This window comes from Niallia yueguangensis, from assembly GCF_052663115.1.
In genome coordinates, this window is sequence record NZ_JBQTCX010000027.1 from 1 (window position 1) to 20,877 (window position 20,877).

Genomic DNA, 20,877 nt, shown 5'->3' on the forward strand with positions numbered 1-20,877 from the left:
AGATACTCATTTGAGTATCTTTTTTGTTTCTCTAGGAAATTATAAACGAAACGGAGCCAGAGGATAGCTAAAGCAATTTGGTCTGCATCTAGCTTCATTGCCTAGCCCTTGTGAAAAATAACCCTTGCCTCTAAAAGTAAAAAGCACTTTTTGAGTCAAATGAACATTTTTCTTCAGGGCTGATCAAGGCACTTCCGCTTTTGTTCCTTCATCTTTCCTAATAGATAAAATTTTTATAATCCTCTCGTAAATAACCTTCCTTGTCACAAAATAGCCATAATAAAATAAAAAGTGATTTGAATACGGATAAACAAAGTATTTTTCATAAGAATATAATGCTCCATTCTTTGTATTTTTTAGAGAAAAAGAAATAAAGAAAGAATATGATATTCATCTTACTTGAAAATATAGAAAAATCAGACTATATTAAAGGTAACTTTATCTTAAAAATCCCCCTGAAAGTGAAGAAAATTAGGATAGAGGTTTGGGATATAATTAATATGGGAAAATTAATAAAACGTCAACGTTGCGGTTAATAAGTAGTTTCATGTATAATTATAGTCAAATATAGTCAAAGTCAGAAGGGGGAGGCTTGGTGAGAAATATTTCGGATATAATTGAAAACTACTTAAAAGAAGTACTAGAAATGAGCGAGAAGTCATTAGTCGAAATAAAAAGAAGTGAAGTAGCTGATAAGTTTGCTTGTGTTCCCTCACAAATTAATTATGTCATTAATACGAGGTTTACAATAGAAAAAGGTTATATTGTAGAAAGCAAACGAGGCGGCGGCGGTTTTATTCGAATAATGAAAGTTCAATCCTATGATTACGCTCATTTAATTGACCAATTACTATCCCTTATACAAAGTCGTATACCTCAAAGTAGTGCAGAGGATGTTATTTATCGTCTTGTGGAAGAAAAAGTTATTAACAATAGAGAAGCTAAAATTATGCTTAGTGTAATTGACCGATCTGTTTTGTATCTTGAATTGCCATATAGAGACGAATTACGTGCAAGAATATTAAAAGCAATGATAACTACATTAAAATATAAATAAAACTCAGTAGTGTGAGGTGAAAATATGATTTGTTCAGAGTGTAATAAAAGACCTGCAACACTTCATTTTTCCAAAAGCATTAATGGAACAAAAACAGAATCACATCTTTGTGAGCAGTGTGCATCTGAAAAAGGTGAATTATTTATGATTAATGGTTCATCAGGTTTATCGATTAATAGCTTATTATCCAATTTATTAAATATTGAACCTAGCTTTCAGCAAATTAGACAAAATCCTTATAAAAAGGAGGAAGTATTACAATGTCAAAGATGTTCGATGACATTTCCTCAGTTTATAAAAATAGGCAGATTCGGCTGCCCGAATTGTTATGAAACATTTAAAGAGCAATTGCAGCCTGTTTTAAAAAGACTGCATGGTGGAAATATTGAACATAAAGGGAAAGTACCTGAAAGAATAGGCGGCCATATTTTAATAAAAAAAGACATTGGAAAATTAAAAGAAGAGCTGCAAGAATTGATTGATAAGGAAGAGTTTGAAAAGGCAGCAGAAATACGTGATGAAATTAGATATAAAAAAGAACAATTATCGGCGTTTAATGAGGGAGGAGAATAGGGATGTCTTTGGAGAAATTTATCAATAAGGCAAGAACATCCTGGATGTGTTCAGAAGGTCCTGATTCTGACATTGTATTAACCTCTCGTATTCGTTTAGCTAGAAATATAAAAAAAATAAAATTTCCAATATTGTTTTCTAATGAGGAAGCTGCTGAAGTCATCCAGACAATAAGGACGCAATTACATGATCAGGAATCATTATGTATAGGTGATTTAGAATTACTTCCCATGGATGATCTTCAAGCTCTGGAGAAAAGGGTGCTGGTTGAAAAGCATTTGATCAGTCCCCAGCTTGCAGAAGAAGCAGCACATGGTGCATGTGTACTTTCAGATAACGAAGAAATAAGTATTATGCTAAATGAAGAAGATCATATTCGCATTCAGTGCATCAAGCCAGGATTACAGCTGTTTGAAGCATTAGCAATGGCAGATAAGATTGATGATTGGTTAGAACAACAAATTGATTATGCCTATCATCTAGAAATGGGTTATTTAACAAGTTGTCCTACGAATATAGGAACAGGGTTAAGAGCTTCTGTTATGTTACATCTGCCAGGAATGGTACTAACTCAGCAAATGAAACGTATTATTCCTGCTATTAATCATTTAGGTTTAGTAGTGAGAGGAATTTATGGGGAAGGCAGCGAAGCACAAGGAAATATCTTTCAAATTTCGAATCAAGTTACATTAGGAAAATCAGAAAAAGATATTGTGGAAGAATTAAAAAGTGTTGTGCATCAGCTGATTGAACAGGAAAAGCAAGCAAGAGAGGCATTAGCTGAAACTTCCAACATACAATTAGAAGACAGAGTATATCGATCATATGGAACACTTTGTCATAGTCGAATCATCGAGACAAAAGAAGCTGCAAAATGTCTATCCGATGTTCGTTTAGGAATAGATATGGGCTATATAAAGAATATTTCTAAAAATATTTTAAATGAGCTTTTAATATTAACACAACCTGGATTTTTACAGTTATATGCTGGTGGTCAAATGAATCCTAATGATCGTGACATTCGTCGCGCATCTTTAATAAGGGAAAGACTAATGATGGAATCAAAATAATGAGTATAGGGAGGATGAAAGCATGATGTTTGGACGTTTTACTGAAAGAGCCCAAAAGGTATTAGCACTTTCACAAGAAGAGGCAATTCGTTTAGGTCATAATAATATTGGAACAGAACATATTCTACTTGGATTAGTACGTGAAGGTGAAGGAATAGCAGCAAAAGCCCTACAGGCATTAGGGTTAGGACCAGAAAAAATACAAGAAGAAGTAGAAAATCTGATAGGTCGTGGACAGGATGCTTCTCAAACTATTCACTATACACCACGAGCAAAAAAAGTAATTGAATTATCGATGGACGAAGCTAGAAAGTTAGGACATTCATACGTAGGGACAGAACATATATTATTAGGCCTTATCCGAGAAGGAGAAGGCGTAGCAGCAAGGGTATTAAACAATCTTGGTGTCAGCCTTAACAAAGCCCGTCAACAAGTATTACAGCTTTTAGGAAGCAGTGAATCCAGCAATCATCAAGGTGGTTCTGCAGCAAGTGCAAACACGCCAACATTAGATAGTTTAGCAAGAGATTTAACCGCAATTGCTAGAGAAGGAAGTCTTGATCCAGTGATTGGCAGAAGCAAAGAAATCCAACGTGTCATTGAAGTTTTAAGCAGACGAACAAAAAATAACCCTGTCTTAATTGGGGAGCCTGGTGTTGGTAAAACAGCTATTGCAGAGGGGTTAGCTCAACAAATTGTTCAAAATGAAGTACCTGAAATCTTACGAGATAAAAGAGTAATGACACTGGATATGGGAACGGTTGTTGCAGGAACAAAATATCGAGGTGAATTTGAAGATCGTCTGAAAAAAGTAATGGATGAAATTCGCCAAGCTGGCAACATTATTCTGTTTATTGATGAGCTGCATACTTTAATTGGTGCAGGTGGTGCTGAAGGAGCAATTGATGCTTCTAATATATTAAAACCATCTCTAGCAAGAGGAGAACTTCAATGTATTGGAGCGACAACTTTGGATGAGTATCGTAAATATATTGAAAAAGATGCTGCGTTGGAAAGACGTTTTCAGCCAATTACAGTAGATGAACCAACTGCTGATGAATCAGTTCAAATATTAAAAGGGCTGCGGGATCGATATGAAGCACATCACCGTGTATCGATTACAGATGAAGCAATAGATGCAGCAGTAAAATTATCCGATCGTTATATATCTGATCGATTTTTACCAGATAAAGCAATTGATTTAATTGATGAAGCTGGTTCAAAAGTACGTTTACGATCATATACTACTCCGCCAAACTTAAAAGAATTAGAAGTGAAGCTGGAAGGAGTTCGGAAAGAAAAAGATGCCTCTGTGCAAAGTCAAGAATTTGAAAAGGCAGCATCATTACGTGATACAGAGCAAAGATTACGAGAACAATTAGAAGAAACGAAGAAGAATTGGAAAGAAAAGCAAGGCCAAGAAAATACAGAAGTAACAGTTGAAGATATTGCAAGTGTTGTATCTAGCTGGACAGGAATCCCTGTTTCTAAATTAGCTCAAACAGAAACAGATAAATTGCTTAATATGGAAGGTATCCTTCATAATCGAGTAATTGGGCAGGAAGAAGCAGTAAAAGCTATTTCAAAAGCAGTTAGACGTGCGAGAGCAGGTTTAAAAGATCCGAAACGACCAATTGGCTCCTTTATTTTCTTAGGTCCTACAGGGGTAGGTAAAACAGAGCTTGCTCGTGCCCTAGCTGAGTCGATGTTCGGCGATGAAGATGCAATGATTCGTATTGATATGTCCGAGTATATGGAGAAGCATTCAACTTCTCGACTTGTTGGTTCTCCTCCGGGATATGTAGGCTATGAGGAAGGCGGTCAGCTTACTGAGAAAGTTAGAAGAAAACCATATTCGGTTGTATTATTAGATGAAATTGAAAAAGCGCATCCTGATGTTTTTAATATTTTATTACAAGTTTTAGAGGATGGTCGATTAACAGATTCTAAAGGAAGAACCGTTGACTTCCGCAATACTGTTTTAATTATGACATCCAATGTTGGAGCATCTGCTCTAAAACGCAATAAATATGTTGGATTTAATATTCAAGATGGAGATCAAGATTATAAAGATATGAAAGGCAAAGTAATGGATGAGCTGAAAAGAGCATTTCGTCCGGAATTTTTAAACCGCATTGATGAAATTATTGTATTCCATTCACTTGAGAAAAAACATTTACAAGAAATAGTGTCTTTAATGGCAGACCAATTAGTAAAAAGATTACAAGAACAAGATATATATTTAACGATAACAGAGGCAGCAAAAGAAAAAATTGCAGATGAAGGCTACGATCCTGAGTACGGCGCTAGACCACTGCGTCGAGCAATCCAAAAACATATTGAAGACCGCTTATCAGAAGAATTGTTAAAAGGAACAGTTTTAACAGGTCAACATATTGATTTGGATGTACAAAATGGTGAATTTACCGTAAAAGTAAAAGAAACAAACTCAACTCCAAATTTACAAAAGTAGTTGTATGTTAGACTAAGCGGCACACGTATATTTTTAAATGCGTGTGCTATTTTTCTGTTTTTTTGATGGTGGAAACGAGGGGTGAGTCTTCTTGTAGGTTTGTATGAGAAACAAAGAAAAAAATAACATGATAAGATAGAAATAAAACATATATTAACGTGCAATAATGAACGCTTAAGGTAGGGAGGAAATGAAGTATGGCAAAACGTAAAACAAAATTTCTTTGCCAGGAATGTGGATATGAATCTGCGAAATGGATGGGGAGATGTCCAGGTTGTGGAAATTGGAATACAATGGTGGAAGAAGTAGAAAAAAGCACTCCTCAACGAAAAGGAGCTTTTGCTCATTCACAAGGGAGTACGCTAGCGGCAAAGCCCATTCCGATTACAAATATTGAAACAGTTAATGAACCAAGAACATTAACTGATTTGGCAGAGCTCAACCGTGTATTAGGTGGAGGTATAGTACAGGGTTCTCTTGTGCTTATTGGAGGCGACCCTGGTATAGGGAAATCCACCCTTCTTTTACAAGTGTCATCTCAACTAGCAAAAAATAAACATAACGTATTATATGTGTCAGGAGAGGAATCTCAAAAACAGACTAAATTAAGGGCAGATAGGTTAGGAGTAACAACAGAGCACCTCCTTGTATATTCGGAGACAAATCTGGAGGAGATAAGCAGAACGATAGAAAATTCAAATGTTCAATTTGTTGTTATTGACTCCATTCAAACCATTTACCACCCAGAAGTAACATCGGCCCCTGGCAGTGTATCACAAGTAAGGGAATGTACTGCAGAACTAATGCGAATCGGAAAAACAAAGGGGATTGCTATCTTTATCGTTGGACATGTTACAAAAGAAGGGTCTATTGCAGGGCCAAGACTGTTAGAACATATGGTAGATACAGTTTTATACTTTGAGGGAGAACGACATCATACTTACCGAATTCTGCGGGCAGTTAAAAACCGTTTTGGTTCTACGAATGAAATGGGAATCTTTGAAATGAAGGAATTCGGATTAGAAGAAGTGGAAAATCCTTCGGAAATATTTTTGGAAGAGCGTTCACAAGGTGCAGCTGGCTCAACAGTAGTTGCATCGATGGAAGGTACTCGCCCTGTTTTAGTGGAGATACAAGCGCTAATCTCGCCAACTAGCTTTGGAAATCCTCGGAGAATGGCCACAGGGATTGATCATAATAGGGTACCACTATTAATGGCTGTTTTAGAAAAAAGAGTCGGCATGCTATTGCAGAACCAAGATGCTTATTTAAAAGTAGCAGGAGGGGTGAAATTAGATGAGCCGGCAATTGACTTAGCTATTGCGGTAAGCATCGCTTCGAGTTTTAGAGATAAACCTACAAGGGCTACGGATTGTATTATTGGTGAAGTTGGCTTAACAGGGGAAGTTAGAAGAGTGTCAAGAATTGAACAAAGGGTACAAGAAGCAGCTAAATTAGGGTTCGAGCGGGTAATTCTTCCGGCTAATAATGTAAGTGGGTTAAAGGCTCCTAGAGGCGTAGAAATAATAGGAGTAGCTTCTGTCAGTGAAGCATTAAAAGCTGCATTAGACTAAAAATAAGGTGTTTTTCACTATTTTTCTAAAAATACATTCATACAGTTTTATAAAAAGACTGTATTCGTATAGAATGTTGCTTTTAAACTCGCAGCCAGAATACACTTCGTCCGTTTAGCGAGCGTCGAGCCTCCTCGTCGCATACGCTCCTGTGGCGCCAGAGTCTTTCTCGCATTCCCACAGGAGTCTACGTGTATTCAGTCTGCTCAGTACTTCTTCTCCCATTTTTTTACGTATAAAACAACTAACTTTGAGAAAACAGTCTATAAACATCAAAAGGTGGATTTCCAAAAAAATCAATTGATGTTAAGGGAATGGTGTGATAAAATGTACTGTTTAATTATTTGACATTTTATAACTATTAGTGCTACTCTTAACATATTCTTTAAGAAGAATAGGGTAAAAATTCAAGAATATAACTTTTTCATTACAAATAAGAAATTCTCAGTAATTTAAGGTTTTAAATCTGAGAATTTGTTTATAATGTGAAGGAGGAGGTGAAAGTATTGTTAAAGCGCATTATACAAGCTTGTTTCTTAATTATTGGAGGGACGCTTGGAATCATTTTTATTCCAGACTTATTAGATGTAATGACCATTGATTCTCATTTAATAAATAATCCGTATGTTTCTGCAATACTTGGTGCCATTATTTTTTATTTTATTACTTTTTGGGCGGTTGATTATGTAATTAATTTTGTAAAAATAGTGGAGGAAGCTCTTGTAAAGGCTCCAATCACAGATATTATATTTGGAAGTGTAGGATTAGCCTTTGGTTTAACATTAGCTTTTTTAATAGGCTATGCATTAACAGCGATAAAGGTACCAATTATTAATACGATAGCTCCTATACTCTTAACATTACTTTTTGGATATTTAGGATTTCAAGTCGGTTTTAAAAAGCGAGATGAATTATTGACTCTGTTTACTGCTAAAAGGAAAAAGGCAAGTGAAGAGGAAGTTGTTAATCAGGAAAAAGGCAATCTGAAAATACTTGATACAAGTGTTATTATTGATGGAAGAATAGCTGATATATGCCAAACAGGCTTCTTAGAAGGTACGATTGTAATACCTCAATTTGTTTTAGGAGAATTACAGCATATTGCTGATTCCTCCGATGCTTTAAAACGAAACAGAGGAAGAAGAGGCCTCGACATACTTAATAGAATTCAAAAGGAATTAGCAATTAAAGTAGAAATATATGAAGGTGATTTTGAAGAAATTGTAGAAGTCGATAGTAAGCTTGTTAAACTTGCTAAATTAACAAATGGTGTTGTGGTGACAAACGATTTTAATTTAAATAAAGTTTGTGAGTTGCAAAAAGTCTCCGTATTAAACATTAATGATTTAGCAAACGCTGTTAAACCGGTAGTACTTCCGGGAGAAGAAATGAAAATCCAAATCATTAAAGATGGAAAAGAGCACAATCAAGGTATTGCCTATTTAGATGATGGAACGATGATAGTAGTAGAAGAGGGGCGAAACTACATTGGGAAACATATCGATGTGTTGGTTACCAGTGTATTGCAAACCTCTGCAGGCAGAATGATATTTGCAAAACCGAAGTTATTAGAAAAAGCACTGTAATAGAATAGGAGTTTTTTTATGACTTATGAAGTCATTATACCAGCAGCTGGACAAGGAAAAAGAATGGGAGCAGGAAAAAATAAACTGTTTCTTGAAGTGGATGGTAAACCGATATTTATCCATACATTAAACGTTTTTGAAAAGGATGCTGACTGTAAAGGAATACGGCTAGTAACAAATCCTCAAGATAAAACAGAGATGAAGGAATTAATAAAAAAAAATAACATAACAAAAGTTTCTGCTTTTATTGACGGTGGAAAAGAAAGGCAGTACAGCATTTATAACGCAGTAAAAGATTTAATTAATGATAGCGTTATACTTGTCCATGATGCTGCAAGACCTTTTATTAATAGGAGTCAAATAAAGAAGTTGACAGAAGTTGCAAAAGAAAGCGGTGCAGCTGTTTTAGCAGTCCCTATTAAAGACACCATTAAGAAAGTGAATGGTGATGTAGTGACAGAAACAGTCGAGCGTTCTAGCTTGTGGGCTATTCAAACCCCACAAGCTTTTCGTATTTCTTTACTAAAGGAAGCTTATGAAAAAGCGTTGCAAGACGACTTTTTAGGGACAGACGATGCAAGTTTAGTAGAGCGTATCGGGAAAGAAGTGAAAATTGTTCGGGGTAATTATGACAATATAAAATTGACAACCCCAGAAGATTTATATTTTGCAGAAGCGATCATAAAGAAAATAAAATCTAATAGGGAAAAGGAGCCAAATAGATGTTTCGAATAGGTCAAGGATTTGATGTACACCAACTTGTAGAGGGAAGGCCTCTTATCATTGGAGGAATTACAATACCATATGAAAAAGGATTGTTAGGTCATTCAGATGCAGATGTGCTTTTACATACGATAGCAGATGCTTGTCTTGGCGCAGTAGGTGAAGGGGATATCGGCAAACATTTTCCAGACACAGATGAAGCGTTTAAAGACGCAGATTCTGCTAAGCTTCTTCAATATGTTTGGGAGATTGTAAAGTCAAAAGGATATGAGCTGGTTAATGCAGATTGTACCATTATTGCCCAAAAGCCGAAGATGGCACCTTATATCCTTGCCATGCAGGAAAGAATAGCAAGTTTGGTAGAAACGGAAGTAAGCAATATAAATGTAAAGGCAACAACAACAGAAAAGTTAGGTTTTACAGGCAGGGGAGAAGGAGTTGCTTCTCAAGTAGTAGTTCTCTTGAAAAGAAAGTAATGATCGCTCTTTTAAAGAAAAAAATGAAATGATAGAATAAATAAGAAAAATTCAATGAATGACAATCAAGGAGGCAACAGTATGACTAACGAAATCCGTGTTCGTTATGCCCCTAGTCCAACAGGACATTTACATATAGGGAATGCACGTACTGCATTATTTAATTATTTATTTGCAAGAAATACAGGCGGGAAATTTATTATCCGTATTGAAGATACAGATAAAAAGAGAAATATAGAAGGCGGAGAGCAAAGCCAGTTAAAGTACTTGAAATGGCTAGGAATCGATTGGGATGAAAGCATCGATGTAGGCGGTGTTTATGGTCCGTACCGTCAATCGGAAAGAAACGATATTTATGAAAAATACTATACAGAACTGCTAGAAAAAGGATTAGCATATAAATGCTATTGCACGGAAGAAGAAATTGAAGCAGAACGTGAAGAGCAGTTAAAAAATAATGAAACACCAAAATATTCTGGGAAATGCCGTCACTTAACACAGGAAGAACAAGCAAAGCTGGAAGCAGAAGGCAGACAGCCAAGTATCCGCATTCGTGTTCCTGAAAATGTCGTTTATGAATTTGAAGATATGGTAAAGGGACAAGTTTCATTTGAATCGGAAGCAATTGGCGACTATGTTATAGTTAAAAAAGACGGGACTCCTACTTACAATTTCGCAGTAGCAATCGATGATCATTTAATGGAAATCACCCATGTATTAAGAGGCGATGATCATATTACTAATACTCCTAAACAATTAATGGTATACGATGCATTAGGCTGGGAAAGACCGATTTTTGGTCATATGACATTGATTGTAAACGAAAGCAGAAAGAAATTGAGCAAAAGAGACGAGTCTATCATACAGTTTATTGAACAATATGAAGATTTAGGTTATTTACCAACTGCGTTATTTAACTTTATTGCTTTATTAGGATGGTCACCAGAGGGAGAAGAGGAACTTTTTTCAAAAGAAGAATTTATCCAAATTTTTGACGCTGCTCGCCTTTCGAAATCACCGGCGTTATTTGATCAACAAAAATTGGCTTGGATGAATAACCAATATATTAAAAAGGCAGAATTAAGTAAAGTCGCAGAATTAGCAATTCCACACTTAATAAAAGCAGGCCTGATTGGCGAGAATCGTTCAGAAGAGGAAGAGGCTTGGGTTCAAAATTTAATTCATCTTTATCAAGACCAAATGAGTTTTGGAGCAGAAATTGTGGAACTTTCCTCTTTGTTTTTCAGTGATGAAATTAGCTATGATGAAGAAGCAAAAGAAGTGTTGGCAGGAGAACAAGTCCCTGTTGTGTTAAATTCTTTTAGAGAAGAATTAAACAATATGAGTGAATGGAGTCCTGAAAACATTAAAGCAGCTGTTAAAAGTGTTCAAAAGGCTACTGGTCAAAAAGGGAAAAATTTATTTATGCCTATCCGTGTTGCGGCAACAGGACAAACGCATGGTCCAGACTTGCCAAAAGCAATTGCATTATTAGGACAGGCAAAAATTGAAAAGCGATTATTGTCATTAAATAGTTAACATATTATGCAAAATGTAATATAGTAAAAGAAAAAGAATGAATGTAAAACGTAGATGAGGAAGAGTAAAAAAAGGAAGCTTTCAAGAGAGAATCACCATTGGCTGAAAGTGATTTATGCAAATCCTTTTTTGAAGTGCCCCTCAGAGTCCTATATCGAACAGTTTTCTTTAAAGGCGCATGTGCTTTTCATTGTCTAGCTCGAGCGCCTAGTCCCTGTGAAAGATAACCTCTTGTCTCTAAAAGTAAAAAACACTTTTTGAGACAAGAGAACATTTTTCTTCGGGGCTGACAAGGCGCATGCGCTTTTCTTAGTAGATAGAGGCGGAACCTGTCCGTTAACAAGGAGGAGTGGAGATTATTGCTTTGGCATTAATCTAAACAGAGTGGAACCGCGCAAAAAAGCGTCTCTGTCTTTTTGACAGAGGCGCTTTTTTTAATAGAAAAAGTCAGTTTTTTTTCTCCTAAATGTGGAAATTGGACTTTTTATAATCTTTATTTTAAATAAATATTAATTCATGAACAAAACAACGGTTTTCTTATAAAGCATTAAAAAAGTAAATGTTGTTTTTGGTTGGGAGGGATAAAATGTTTCAGCGTATAAAAGAGGATATTACAGTAGTATTTGAACAAGATCCAGCGGCAAGAAGTTATTTAGAAGTTATCTTAACGTATTCCGGTTTGCATGCTATTTGGTATCACCGAATAGCACACTGTTTCTATAAACGCAACTTTTTTTTCTTAGCACGAGTCATTTCACAATTCAGCCGGTTTATGACAGGCATTGAAATTCACCCTGGAGCAACAATCGGAAAACGATTATTTATTGATCATGGCATGGGAGTAGTTATTGGGGAGACTTGTGAAATAGGAGATAATGTCACGATATATCAAGGTGTAACGCTAGGTGGGACTGGGAAAGAAAAGGGGAAACGACACCCGACAGTTAAAGATAATGCATTAATTGCAACAGGTGCTAAAGTATTAGGATCTATTATAATTGGCGAAAATGCTAAAATAGGTGCAGGATCTGTCGTGTTAAGAGATGTACCTTCCAATTCGACCGTTGTTGGCATTCCAGGAAGAGTGAAGGTTCAAGATGGAAGGAAAATAAATAAAGATTTAAATCACTGCGATTTGCCGGATCCATTTGCGGAGCGATTAAAAGAAATGGAAACAGAAATTTTGCAATTAAAACGACAATTACGGGAAATGCAAGAAGAAAGGAGTTATAAATAATGGCCATTCAAATTTATAATACGTTAACTAGAATAAAGGAAGAGTTTATTCCATTAGAAGATGGAAAGGTTAAAATGTATGTATGTGGTCCTACCGTTTACAACTATATTCATATAGGAAATGCAAGACCTGCTATTGTATTTGATACAGTTAGACGCTATTTAGAGTATCGAGGGTACGATGTTCAATATGTTTCTAATTTTACAGATGTAGATGATAAATTAATTAAAGCCGCGAATGAGTTGGGAGAAGATGTGCCAACCATTGCAGAACGTTTTATAAATGCTTATTTTGATGATGTCACTGCACTAGGATGCAAAAAAGCGGATTCGCACCCTCGTGTAACAGAAAACATGGATATCATTATCGACTTTATTGCAGTATTAGTGGATAAAGGATTTGCTTATGAATCGGATGGGGATGTTTATTACCGTACTAGAAGTTTTGAAGCATATGGGAAATTGTCCCATCAATCAATTGATGAATTACGTTTAGGTGAAAGAATAGCGGTAGGCGAGAAGAAACAAGACTCGTTGGATTTTGCTTTATGGAAAAAGGCGAAAGATGGCGAGATAGCATGGGAGAGTCCGTGGGGGCAAGGTCGTCCGGGGTGGCATATAGAATGCTCCGCAATGGCTAAAAAGTATTTGGGCAATACGATTGATATACATGCTGGTGGTCAAGATTTAACTTTCCCGCATCATGAAAACGAAATTGCTCAATCAGAAGCTTTAACAGGAGAGACATTTGCACGATACTGGATGCATAACGGATATATTAATATTGATAACGAGAAAATGTCTAAATCACTAGGAAATTTTGTAACGGTGAATGATATTATTAAAATACATGATCCTCAAGTGTTGAGATTTTTTATGTTATCTGTTCATTATCGAAATCCTATTAATTATAGTGAAGAAGTGTTGGAGAATACACGTGCCGGCTTAGATAGATTACGAACATCATATGAAAATTTACAGCATCGTAAAGCAGCAAGCACAGATTTGACAGATACAAATAATGATTGGCTAGAGAAAATTAACGACTTGCACGAACAGTTTGTTAAAGAGATGGATGACGATTTTAATACGGCAAATGGTATTTCTGTATTATTCGAATTATCAAAACAGGCTAACTATTATTTATTAGAAAAAACAACTTCTGCCGTTGTTATCAATGCATTTATTAACGAATTTGAAGAACTGTTTGGCGTATTAGGAATGTCCTTAGCTAAACAGGAATTATTAGATAAAGATATTGAAGCGTTAATTGAAAAAAGAAATCAAGCTCGTAAAGCTCGAAATTTTCAATTAGCAGATGAAATTAGAGATCAGCTCAAATCAATGAATATCATTTTAGAAGATACAGCACAAGGTATACGATGGAAGAGAGGATAAAGCATGCTCCTCTATGATAAAAATATTGATGAAAAACAGTTGAACAGCCTAGCCCTAGCCTATATGGGTGATGCTGTTCTTGAAATATATGTTCGAAGACACTTGCTTTATATCGGAAAAGTGAAACCAAACCATCTTCACAGAGAAGCGACAAAGTATGTTTCTGCTAAAGGACAAGCAAAAGCAGTGCATCAGCTTCTCGAGGAAAGTTTTTTTACCGAAGAGGAGCTTACTGTGTTAAAACGAGGCAGAAATGCAAAATCTGGATCTATTCCAAAAAATACTGATGTGCAAACATATAGGTATAGTACTGGGTTTGAATCCGTTCTAGGTTATTTATATTTAGCAAGTAGAGAAGAACGGTTGGAGGAAATAATTAAAGCTACTTTTTCAATCATTGAAAATAGTTGGAGGAACAATACGTGAACAGCGATTATATTGTAGGAAAAAATGCGGTTATTGAAGCATTAAAATCAGAACGTGATGTAAATAAGATTCTTATTGCAGAAGGGTCACAAAAAGGACAGATGCAAACAGTCATTGCCTTAGCTAAACAAGCAAATGTGCTTGTCCAGTTTGTGCCAAAGAAGAAATTGGACAGTCTTATAGACGCTAATCATCAAGGAGTAGTAGCACAAGTTGCAGCATACCAATACCGTGAGATAGATGATTTATTTGCATTAGCAGAAAAGAAAAAGGAAGTTCCTTTCTTTTTGCTGCTAGATGAGATAGAAGATCCCCATAATTTAGGGTCCATTATGCGTACAGCGGATGCAGTTGGAGCGCATGGAATCATCATCCCTCGTAGAAGAGCGGTTGGATTAACAGCGACCGTTGCAAAAGCATCAACAGGAGCTATTGAACATGTCCCAGTTGTTAGAGTAACGAATATGGCTAGAACAATAGATGAATTAAAAGAGAGAGGAATTTGGATTGCAGGAACAGACGCAAAAGGAAGTGAAGATTATCGACATTTCGATGGAACCATGCCTTTAGGTTTAGTAATCGGAAGTGAAGGTAAAGGAATAGGGAGACTGATACGGGAAAAATGTGATTTTCTTATTCATTTACCAATGGCTGGATCTGTTACATCTCTAAATGCGTCTGTAGCAGCTGCACTTTTAATGTATGAGGTATATCGTAAACGCTATCCAATTGAGGGATAAAAATGGATATACTAATTGTCGATGGTTACAACATTATTGGTGCATGGCCTTACTTAAATAAACTTAAATCGAATGATTTAGCTGCAGCAAGAGACAAGCTTGTTGAAAAAATGGCAGAATACCAAGCTTACTCTGGGTATCATGTCATTATTGTTTTTGATGCTTATTACGTAAGAGGAACAGAAAAGAAATATAAAAATTATAAAGTGGACGTAATTTTTACAAGAGAAAACGAAACAGCAGACGAAAGAATTGAAAAACTGGCAAAAGAATTAAGCAATAGAAAAACACAAATTCATGTAGCGACATCTGATTTTACAGAACAGTGGGCCATATTTGGCCAAGGAGCCTTAAGGAAATCGGCGCGAGAGTTGTTTATTGAAATGGATGGAATCGAGCGAAATATTGGAAAAAAAGTAAAAAAAATAAAAGAAAAGAAGCCTGTTACCAAAATTCAATTGACAAAAGAAATCGAAGAAATATTCGAAAAATGGCGCCGTGGAGAGAAATGAGCAGTTGACGCTAAAAATTACGCTACTGTATAATGGTTTTATCCATGAATGCACGGTCGGGGGGATCTGAATGAGTGCTGACAACGGGACAAAAAGTAACGAAATTGTTGAGAAATATGTTGACCTTGAAGATGAAGCAATAGTGGAACTAGTGCATAAAGGTGAAAGTGATGCATTAGACTATCTTATTCAAAAATATCGAAACTTTGTACGTGCCAAAGCCAGATCCTATTTCCTTATTGGTGCAGATAAAGAAGATATTGTACAAGAAGGCATGATTGGTTTGTATAAAGCAATCCGTGATTTTAAAGGGGACAAACTGTCATCATTTAAAGCATTTGCTGAATTGTGTATTACAAGACAAATTATTACAGCAATAAAAACGGCAACTAGACAGAAGCATATTCCTTTAAATTCATACGTGTCTCTTGATAAACCCATTTATGATGAAGAATCAGATCGAACTTTAATGGATGTTATATCTGGTGCAAAAGTATTAGATCCAGAAGAGTTAATCATTAATCAAGAAGAGTTTGATCATATTGAAATAAAGATGTCAGAGTTGTTAAGTGATTTAGAACGAAAAGTGTTGGCCTTGTATTTAGATGGACAATCTTATCAAGAAATATCAGAAGAGCTTAATAGACATGTGAAATCAATCGATAACGCTCTTCAAAGAGTAAAAAGAAAATTGGAAAGATATTTAGAAATTAGAGAGTTTTCTCTCTGAAAAAACATTATTCTAGAAAAGTATGTTCTCTTGACTGACATTTGACATTGATATATGACCATGATACAGTTTGGTAATGTATAAAGAACGTAGAAGGTGTCAAAAATGAGGAAAAAGCTTGTTTTAGCATGCGGAAATTGTGGTTCGAGAAATTATTCTACAATGGGTAACAAAGAGGCTGAACGATTAGAAATAAAAAAGTTTTGCCAAAAATGTAATGCCCACACTGTTCATAAAGAAACAAAATAATTGTTTCAGGGTGAAGACAAAGTGATTTTAGCAGAAACTTCAGGCTGATCGAAAACAAAAACATCTGTCGACAGCCTGAAACAAAATAATCGTTTTCATCGCTTTAAGATAAGCTACCCGCTTTAAATATGGAGGTAACGAAATGCAACGCACTGTTAACTTTTTTCGTGAGGTAGGCAGAGAGTTAAAAAAGGTAAGTTGGCCCAATAGGAAGGAATTAACCAACTATACCATTATTGTTATTGCGACAGTAACGTTCTTTGCTGTATTCTTCGCGCTTGTTGATATGGGAATTTCTGAACTAATTCGATTAATACTTGAATAACAGTTGTCTACTCATGGTATAATGGTAAAACATAAGAAACATTTACAAAGCCCGGTAACGGGTTTTTTCATTGCTTTAATAGAACAAAAGCGGTCAGCCCTGAGGCTGAACATAGACATATATAGGTTCCGTTTGAACAACTATATCGCGTTTATAGAGACCGAACCCTTTGATCAGCTAAAGAGTTTGTTGAGACAAAGAAATTAACAATAAAACTGCAAAAATTAAGTGCGGGGAGGGAAGGACGAAATAGTCCTCTACTATGGAAAAAAATTGGTATGTAGTGCATACGTACTCTGGATATGAAAATAAAGTGAAAGCAAACTTAGAAAAGCGAGTAGAAACAATGGCAATGCAAGATAAAATATTTCGCGTTGTTGTACCTGAAGAAGAAGAAACGGATATTAGAAACGGAAAGAAAAAAGTAGTAAAAAGGAAGGTTTTTCCAGGTTATGTGTTGGTTGAAATTGTAATGACGGATGATTCTTGGTATGTTGTCCGCAATACACCAGGAGTAACTGGGTTTGTAGGGTCTGCTGGATCCGGTTCAAAACCAACCCCGCTTCTTCCTGAAGAAGTTCAAGTTATTTTGAAGAGAATGGGCGTTGATGAACAACGTATTGAAATTGAATTTGAGTTAGGGGAAACAGTAAAAGTGAACGAAGGTCCATTTGCTAATTTCACAGGTTCTGTGGAAGAAATTGACACCGATAAAGCAAAGGTAAAAGTTTTAGTTAATATGTTCGGCCGTGATACCCCTGTAGAACTTGATTTTACACAAATTGAAAAATTTTAATCTGAAAAACTTGAAATGCACTTAAAAAAGTGATAATATTTCAAAGGTCAGTATGTCTCACAAAAAGAGATAAGATATTGTCAGATTTCTTTATTCATATAAAGACGATAAGTTGAGTGGGAGGGGTATACCCTATTACCACATCACGGACTTTAAGGAGGTGTGTCTCGTGGCTAAAAAAGTAATTAAGGTTGTTAAATTGCAAATTCCAGCAGCTAAAGCAAATCCGGCACCACCAGTTGGTCCTGCACTAGGTCAAGCAGGTGTGAATATCATGGGATTCTGTAAAGAGTTTAATGCTCGTACAGCTGAACAAGCTGGTTTAATTATTCCTGTTGAAATTACGGTGTTTGAAGACCGTTCATTTACATTTATTACAAAAACTCCACCTGCTGCTGTTTTACTTAAAAAAGCGGCTGGTATTGAGTCAGGTTCTGGTGAACCTAACCGTAATAAAGTAGCAACTGTTAAGCGTGATAAAGTACGCGAGATTGCTGAAACGAAAATGCCTGATCTAAATGCAGCTAGCGTTGAAGCAGCTATGCGCATGGTAGAAGGTACTGCCCGCAGCATGGGTATTGTTATTGAAGACTAAACCATTTAAATGGTTCTGTTGATTAAGGTTGCGACACTGATAATGGTTAAGTCGCAACCTTTATTCGTGGGAGGTAATTCCGCTAAAACCACAATTCAAGGAGGAAATATTATTATGGCTAAAAAAGGTAAGAAGTATTTAGAAGCTATCAAACTTGTTGATCGTACTAAAGCTTACCCAATTCAAGAAGCAGTTGAACTTGTTAAAAAAACAAGTACTACAAAATTTGATGCATCTGTTGAGGTTGCTTTCCGTCTAGGCGTTGATCCTAAGAAAGCGGACCAACAAATCCGTGGAGCAGTTGTTCTTCCACATGGAACTGGTAAAACTCAACGTGTATTAGTTTTCGCTAAAGGCGAAAAAATTAAAGAAGCAGAAGCTGCAGGTGCAGATTATGTTGGAGATGCTGAATTCATCAACAAAATCCAACAAGGTTGGTTCGAATTTGATGTAATCGTTGCAACTCCAGATATGATGGGTGAAGTTGGTAAACTTGGTCGTGTATTAGGACCTAAAGGTTTAATGCCAAACCCTAAAACTGGTACAGTAACTTTTGATGTAACAAAAGCAGTTAACGAAATCAAAGCAGGTAAAGTAGAATACCGTGTTGATAAAGCTGGAAACATTCATGTTCCAATCGGTAAAGTTTCTTTCGAAGAAACAAAACTTGTTGAAAACTTCCAAACTATTTTTGATACAATGTTAAAAGTTAAACCAGCAGCAGCAAAAGGAACTTATATGAAGAACGTATCTGTTACTTCAACAATGGGTCCTGGAGTTAAAGTAGATCCTTCTGCAGTTTAATATAAAATATATTTGACAAAACAAGATTAATGGCATATACTACATCTTGTTGTGAAAAATTAAATAACATTTGTACCGTAGACAGTAGGTGCTCATAAGAGCTTAATTTCCTGCCGAGGTAATACGATAGATTTTTAATCAGTTGTGTAAACGACTATTGTATACTCCTCCATGTCTATATTGATGTGGAGGTTTTTTACTTTCCGGTATAAATGTAAATTCTACAGGAGGTGTAAAGATGAGCAGCGTAATTGAACAAAAGAAACAAATAGTAGAAGATATTGCTGAAAAATTCAAAGCAAGTAAATCAACGATTGTTGTTGATTACCGCGGTCTAACTGTTTCTGAAGTAACAGAACTTCGTAAACAACTTCGTGAAGCTGGTATCGAGTTCAAAGTTTTCAAAAACACATTAACACGCCGTGCTGCTGAAGCTGCAGGTTTAGCAGGTATTAACGAAGCTTTAACTGGTCCTAACGCAATTGCATTCAGTAATGAAGATGTTGTTGCACCAGCGAAAATTCTTAATGACTTTGCTAAAAAGAATGAAGCGCTTGAAATTAAAGCGGGTATTATTGAAGGAAATGTTGCTTCAGTTGAAGATGTTAAAGCTCTTGCTGAACTTCCATCACGCGAAGGACTACTTTCTATGTTACTCAGCGTGCTTCAAGCACCAATCCGCAACTTCGCTCTTGCTACAAAAGCAGTTGCAGAACAAAAAGAAGAACAAGGCGCGTAAGAATTTACGTTACTTTCAAGTATCATAATAAATGGATAAAAAACAAGGAGGAACAATATAATGTCTAAAGAACAAATCTTAGAAGCAGTAAAAGCAATGACTGTTTTAGAATTAAACGACTTAGTAAAAGCTATTGAAGAAGAATTTGGTGTAACTGCTGCAGCTCCTGTAGCTGTTGCTGGTGCTGCTGGCGGAGAAGCTGCAGCTGAAAAAACTGAGTTTGATGTAGTTCTTGCATCTGCTGGAGATCAAAAAATCAAAGTTATCAAAGTTGTACGTGAAATCACAGGTCTTGGTCTTAAAGAAGCAAAAGAACTTGTTGACAACACTCCAAAAGCTGTTAAAGAAGGAGCTTCTAAAGAAGAAGCTGAAGAAATCAAAGCTAAACTTGAAGAAGTTGGAGCTAACGTTGAAGTTAAGTAATGTTAGTTAAAAAAAGCTCGCTATATAAGCGGGCTTTTTTTCCCTTAAAGTGTGTGTTCAAAAAGGTTGGGAATCAACGAAGAGATTCGCAAGTTTGTGTTCCCGAACTTTTTGAACAACCTCTTATAGGAATTACTTCAAAAAAGTAAAATCCTCAATGGTTCTTCCGATATAATGCTCCCGTGGAGGTGGTCAGTTGTGACAGAACATTATTATTCCCGTACACAAAATGTAAGCAGTGATCCGAATTATTGGGATTACATGTTAAAAGGCAATAAATTTCGCTTTAAAACAGATAATGGCGTTTTTTCTAAAAAAGAAGTTGATTTTGGTTCGAAGCTATTAATCGAAACATATGAATATTCAACCGTTGCAGGAGATATATTGGATGTTGGATGTGGATATGGACCGATAGGACTTTCTATAGCCAAAAATGCTGAAAATAAAATGGTTCATATGGTGGATGTTAATGTAAGAGCGATACAGCTTGCAACGGAAAATGCTTCTGCTAATCATATAAAAAATGTTAAAATTTATGAAAGTGATAGACTTTTGCAAGTGGAAAGCAAAATGTTTGCATCTATATTAACGAACCCGCCGATACGTGCAGGAAAAAAAGTTGTTCATGATATTTTCGAACAAAGTTATGAACATTTGGTTGATGGTGGAGACCTTTGGGTAGTGATTCAGAAAAAGCAGGGAGCTCCTTCTGCGATAGCAAAGTTAGAGCAATTATTTCATGATGTAGAAATCGTTGAAAAGAAAAAAGGTTATTTTATAATAAGAGCAAAAAAGATTGACTAGTCCGAATCGTTGTGATAGCATTGTATAAT

General features: G+C 35.9%; 23 protein-coding genes and 1 other annotated feature. All 23 genes read left to right on the forward strand.

What is annotated here, in order from left to right; all coding sequences use genetic code 11:
- The first annotated feature begins 595 nt into the window (after window positions 1–595).
- The 23 genes from ACTYA4_RS19110 to ACTYA4_RS19220 all read left to right on the forward strand — a co-directional run bounded on the left by ACTYA4_RS19110 (window position 596) and on the right by ACTYA4_RS19220 (window position 20,848).
- Window positions 596–1,057 carry a CtsR family transcriptional regulator gene (locus ACTYA4_RS19110; protein WP_443483135.1) on the forward strand — a complete coding sequence of 154 codons (462 nt, stop codon included), beginning with the start codon at window positions 596–598 and terminating at the stop codon, window positions 1,055–1,057.
- Window positions 1,058–1,081: 24 nt separating this feature from the next.
- Window positions 1,082–1,630, forward strand: a complete 549-nt coding sequence (gene mcsA / locus ACTYA4_RS19115; protein WP_443483136.1) for a protein-arginine kinase activator protein McsA — start codon at window positions 1,082–1,084, stop codon at window positions 1,628–1,630.
- A gap of 2 nt (window positions 1,631–1,632) precedes the next feature.
- Entirely contained in the window at window positions 1,633–2,700 is a 1,068-nt protein-coding gene (gene mcsB / locus ACTYA4_RS19120; protein ID WP_443483137.1) for a protein-arginine kinase McsB, read from the forward strand.
- Window positions 2,701–2,722: 22 nt separating this feature from the next.
- Window positions 2,723–5,173, forward strand: coding sequence for an ATP-dependent protease ATP-binding subunit ClpC (gene clpC / locus ACTYA4_RS19125; protein ID WP_443483138.1), 2,451 nt, complete (start codon window positions 2,723–2,725; stop codon window positions 5,171–5,173).
- A 197-nt stretch (window positions 5,174–5,370) separates the two neighbouring features.
- On the forward strand, window positions 5,371–6,747 hold the full coding sequence (gene radA / locus ACTYA4_RS19130; RefSeq protein ID WP_443483139.1) for a DNA repair protein RadA: 1,377 nt from the start codon (window positions 5,371–5,373) through the stop codon (window positions 6,745–6,747).
- Window positions 6,748–7,253: 506 nt separating this feature from the next.
- On the forward strand, window positions 7,254–8,333 hold the full coding sequence (locus ACTYA4_RS19135) for a PIN/TRAM domain-containing protein (protein ID WP_443483140.1): 1,080 nt from the start codon (window positions 7,254–7,256) through the stop codon (window positions 8,331–8,333).
- Window positions 8,334–8,351: 18 nt separating this feature from the next.
- Window positions 8,352–9,068 (forward strand): 2-C-methyl-D-erythritol 4-phosphate cytidylyltransferase, encoded by a 717-nt coding sequence (gene ispD, locus ACTYA4_RS19140; protein WP_443483141.1) that lies wholly within the window; start codon window positions 8,352–8,354, stop codon window positions 9,066–9,068.
- On the forward strand, window positions 9,056–9,532 hold the full coding sequence (gene ispF / locus ACTYA4_RS19145; protein ID WP_443483142.1) for a 2-C-methyl-D-erythritol 2,4-cyclodiphosphate synthase: 477 nt from the start codon (window positions 9,056–9,058) through the stop codon (window positions 9,530–9,532). Before ispD ends, ispF begins: the two co-directional genes overlap by 13 nt.
- An 81-nt stretch (window positions 9,533–9,613) precedes the next feature.
- Window positions 9,614–11,071, forward strand: coding sequence for a glutamate--tRNA ligase (gene gltX, locus ACTYA4_RS19150; protein WP_443483143.1), 1,458 nt, complete (start codon window positions 9,614–9,616; stop codon window positions 11,069–11,071).
- A gap of 586 nt (window positions 11,072–11,657) precedes the next feature.
- Window positions 11,658–12,308, forward strand: coding sequence for a serine O-acetyltransferase (gene cysE, locus ACTYA4_RS19155; RefSeq protein WP_443483144.1), 651 nt, complete (start codon window positions 11,658–11,660; stop codon window positions 12,306–12,308).
- The gene (gene cysS, locus ACTYA4_RS19160) at window positions 12,308–13,705 is read left to right on the forward strand and encodes a cysteine--tRNA ligase (RefSeq protein WP_443483145.1); all 1,398 of its coding nucleotides are present in this window, start codon (window positions 12,308–12,310) and stop codon (window positions 13,703–13,705) included. The genes cysE and cysS overlap by 1 nt, the downstream gene beginning before the upstream one ends.
- Window positions 13,706–13,708: 3 nt before the next feature.
- Window positions 13,709–14,131: a Mini-ribonuclease 3 gene (locus ACTYA4_RS19165; protein ID WP_443483146.1), complete on the forward strand. Its 423-nt coding sequence runs from the start codon at window positions 13,709–13,711 to the stop codon at window positions 14,129–14,131.
- Window positions 14,128–14,871 carry a 23S rRNA (guanosine(2251)-2'-O)-methyltransferase RlmB gene (gene rlmB / locus ACTYA4_RS19170; protein ID WP_443483147.1) on the forward strand — a complete coding sequence of 248 codons (744 nt, stop codon included), beginning with the start codon at window positions 14,128–14,130 and terminating at the stop codon, window positions 14,869–14,871. The genes ACTYA4_RS19165 and rlmB overlap by 4 nt, the downstream gene beginning before the upstream one ends.
- Window positions 14,872–14,873: 2 nt before the next feature.
- On the forward strand, window positions 14,874–15,383 hold the full coding sequence (locus tag ACTYA4_RS19175) for an NYN domain-containing protein (RefSeq protein ID WP_443483148.1): 510 nt from the start codon (window positions 14,874–14,876) through the stop codon (window positions 15,381–15,383).
- 70 nt (window positions 15,384–15,453) lie between these two features.
- Window positions 15,454–16,113 carry an RNA polymerase sporulation sigma factor SigH gene (gene sigH / locus ACTYA4_RS19180; RefSeq protein ID WP_443483149.1) on the forward strand — a complete coding sequence of 220 codons (660 nt, stop codon included), beginning with the start codon at window positions 15,454–15,456 and terminating at the stop codon, window positions 16,111–16,113.
- A gap of 105 nt (window positions 16,114–16,218) precedes the next feature.
- Window positions 16,219–16,362 (forward strand): 50S ribosomal protein L33, encoded by a 144-nt coding sequence (gene rpmG / locus ACTYA4_RS19185; protein WP_443483150.1) that lies wholly within the window; start codon window positions 16,219–16,221, stop codon window positions 16,360–16,362.
- Window positions 16,363–16,504: 142 nt separating this feature from the next.
- Window positions 16,505–16,687 carry a preprotein translocase subunit SecE gene (secE, locus tag ACTYA4_RS19190; protein WP_443483151.1) on the forward strand — a complete coding sequence of 61 codons (183 nt, stop codon included), beginning with the start codon at window positions 16,505–16,507 and terminating at the stop codon, window positions 16,685–16,687.
- Window positions 16,688–16,949: 262 nt separating this feature from the next.
- Window positions 16,950–17,483, forward strand: coding sequence for a transcription termination/antitermination protein NusG (nusG, locus tag ACTYA4_RS19195; protein ID WP_443483152.1), 534 nt, complete (start codon window positions 16,950–16,952; stop codon window positions 17,481–17,483).
- Window positions 17,484–17,652: 169 nt separating this feature from the next.
- Window positions 17,653–18,078 carry a 50S ribosomal protein L11 gene (rplK, locus tag ACTYA4_RS19200; protein ID WP_141434103.1) on the forward strand — a complete coding sequence of 142 codons (426 nt, stop codon included), beginning with the start codon at window positions 17,653–17,655 and terminating at the stop codon, window positions 18,076–18,078.
- Window positions 18,079–18,192: 114 nt separating this feature from the next.
- Complete coding sequence (rplA, locus tag ACTYA4_RS19205) at window positions 18,193–18,882, forward strand: 50S ribosomal protein L1 (protein ID WP_443483153.1); 690 nt, start codon at window positions 18,193–18,195, stop codon at window positions 18,880–18,882.
- Between the two features lie 57 nt (window positions 18,883–18,939).
- Window positions 18,940–19,089 (forward strand) — a sequence feature (ribosomal protein L10 leader region).
- A 31-nt stretch (window positions 19,090–19,120) separates the two neighbouring features.
- Entirely contained in the window at window positions 19,121–19,621 is a 501-nt protein-coding gene (gene rplJ / locus ACTYA4_RS19210; RefSeq protein WP_443483154.1) for a 50S ribosomal protein L10, read from the forward strand.
- Between the two features lie 60 nt (window positions 19,622–19,681).
- Window positions 19,682–20,044, forward strand: coding sequence for a 50S ribosomal protein L7/L12 (gene rplL / locus ACTYA4_RS19215; RefSeq protein ID WP_443483155.1), 363 nt, complete (start codon window positions 19,682–19,684; stop codon window positions 20,042–20,044).
- A gap of 198 nt (window positions 20,045–20,242) precedes the next feature.
- Window positions 20,243–20,848, forward strand: coding sequence for a class I SAM-dependent methyltransferase (locus ACTYA4_RS19220; protein ID WP_443483156.1), 606 nt, complete (start codon window positions 20,243–20,245; stop codon window positions 20,846–20,848).
- The last annotated feature ends 29 nt before the right edge of the window (window positions 20,849–20,877 follow it).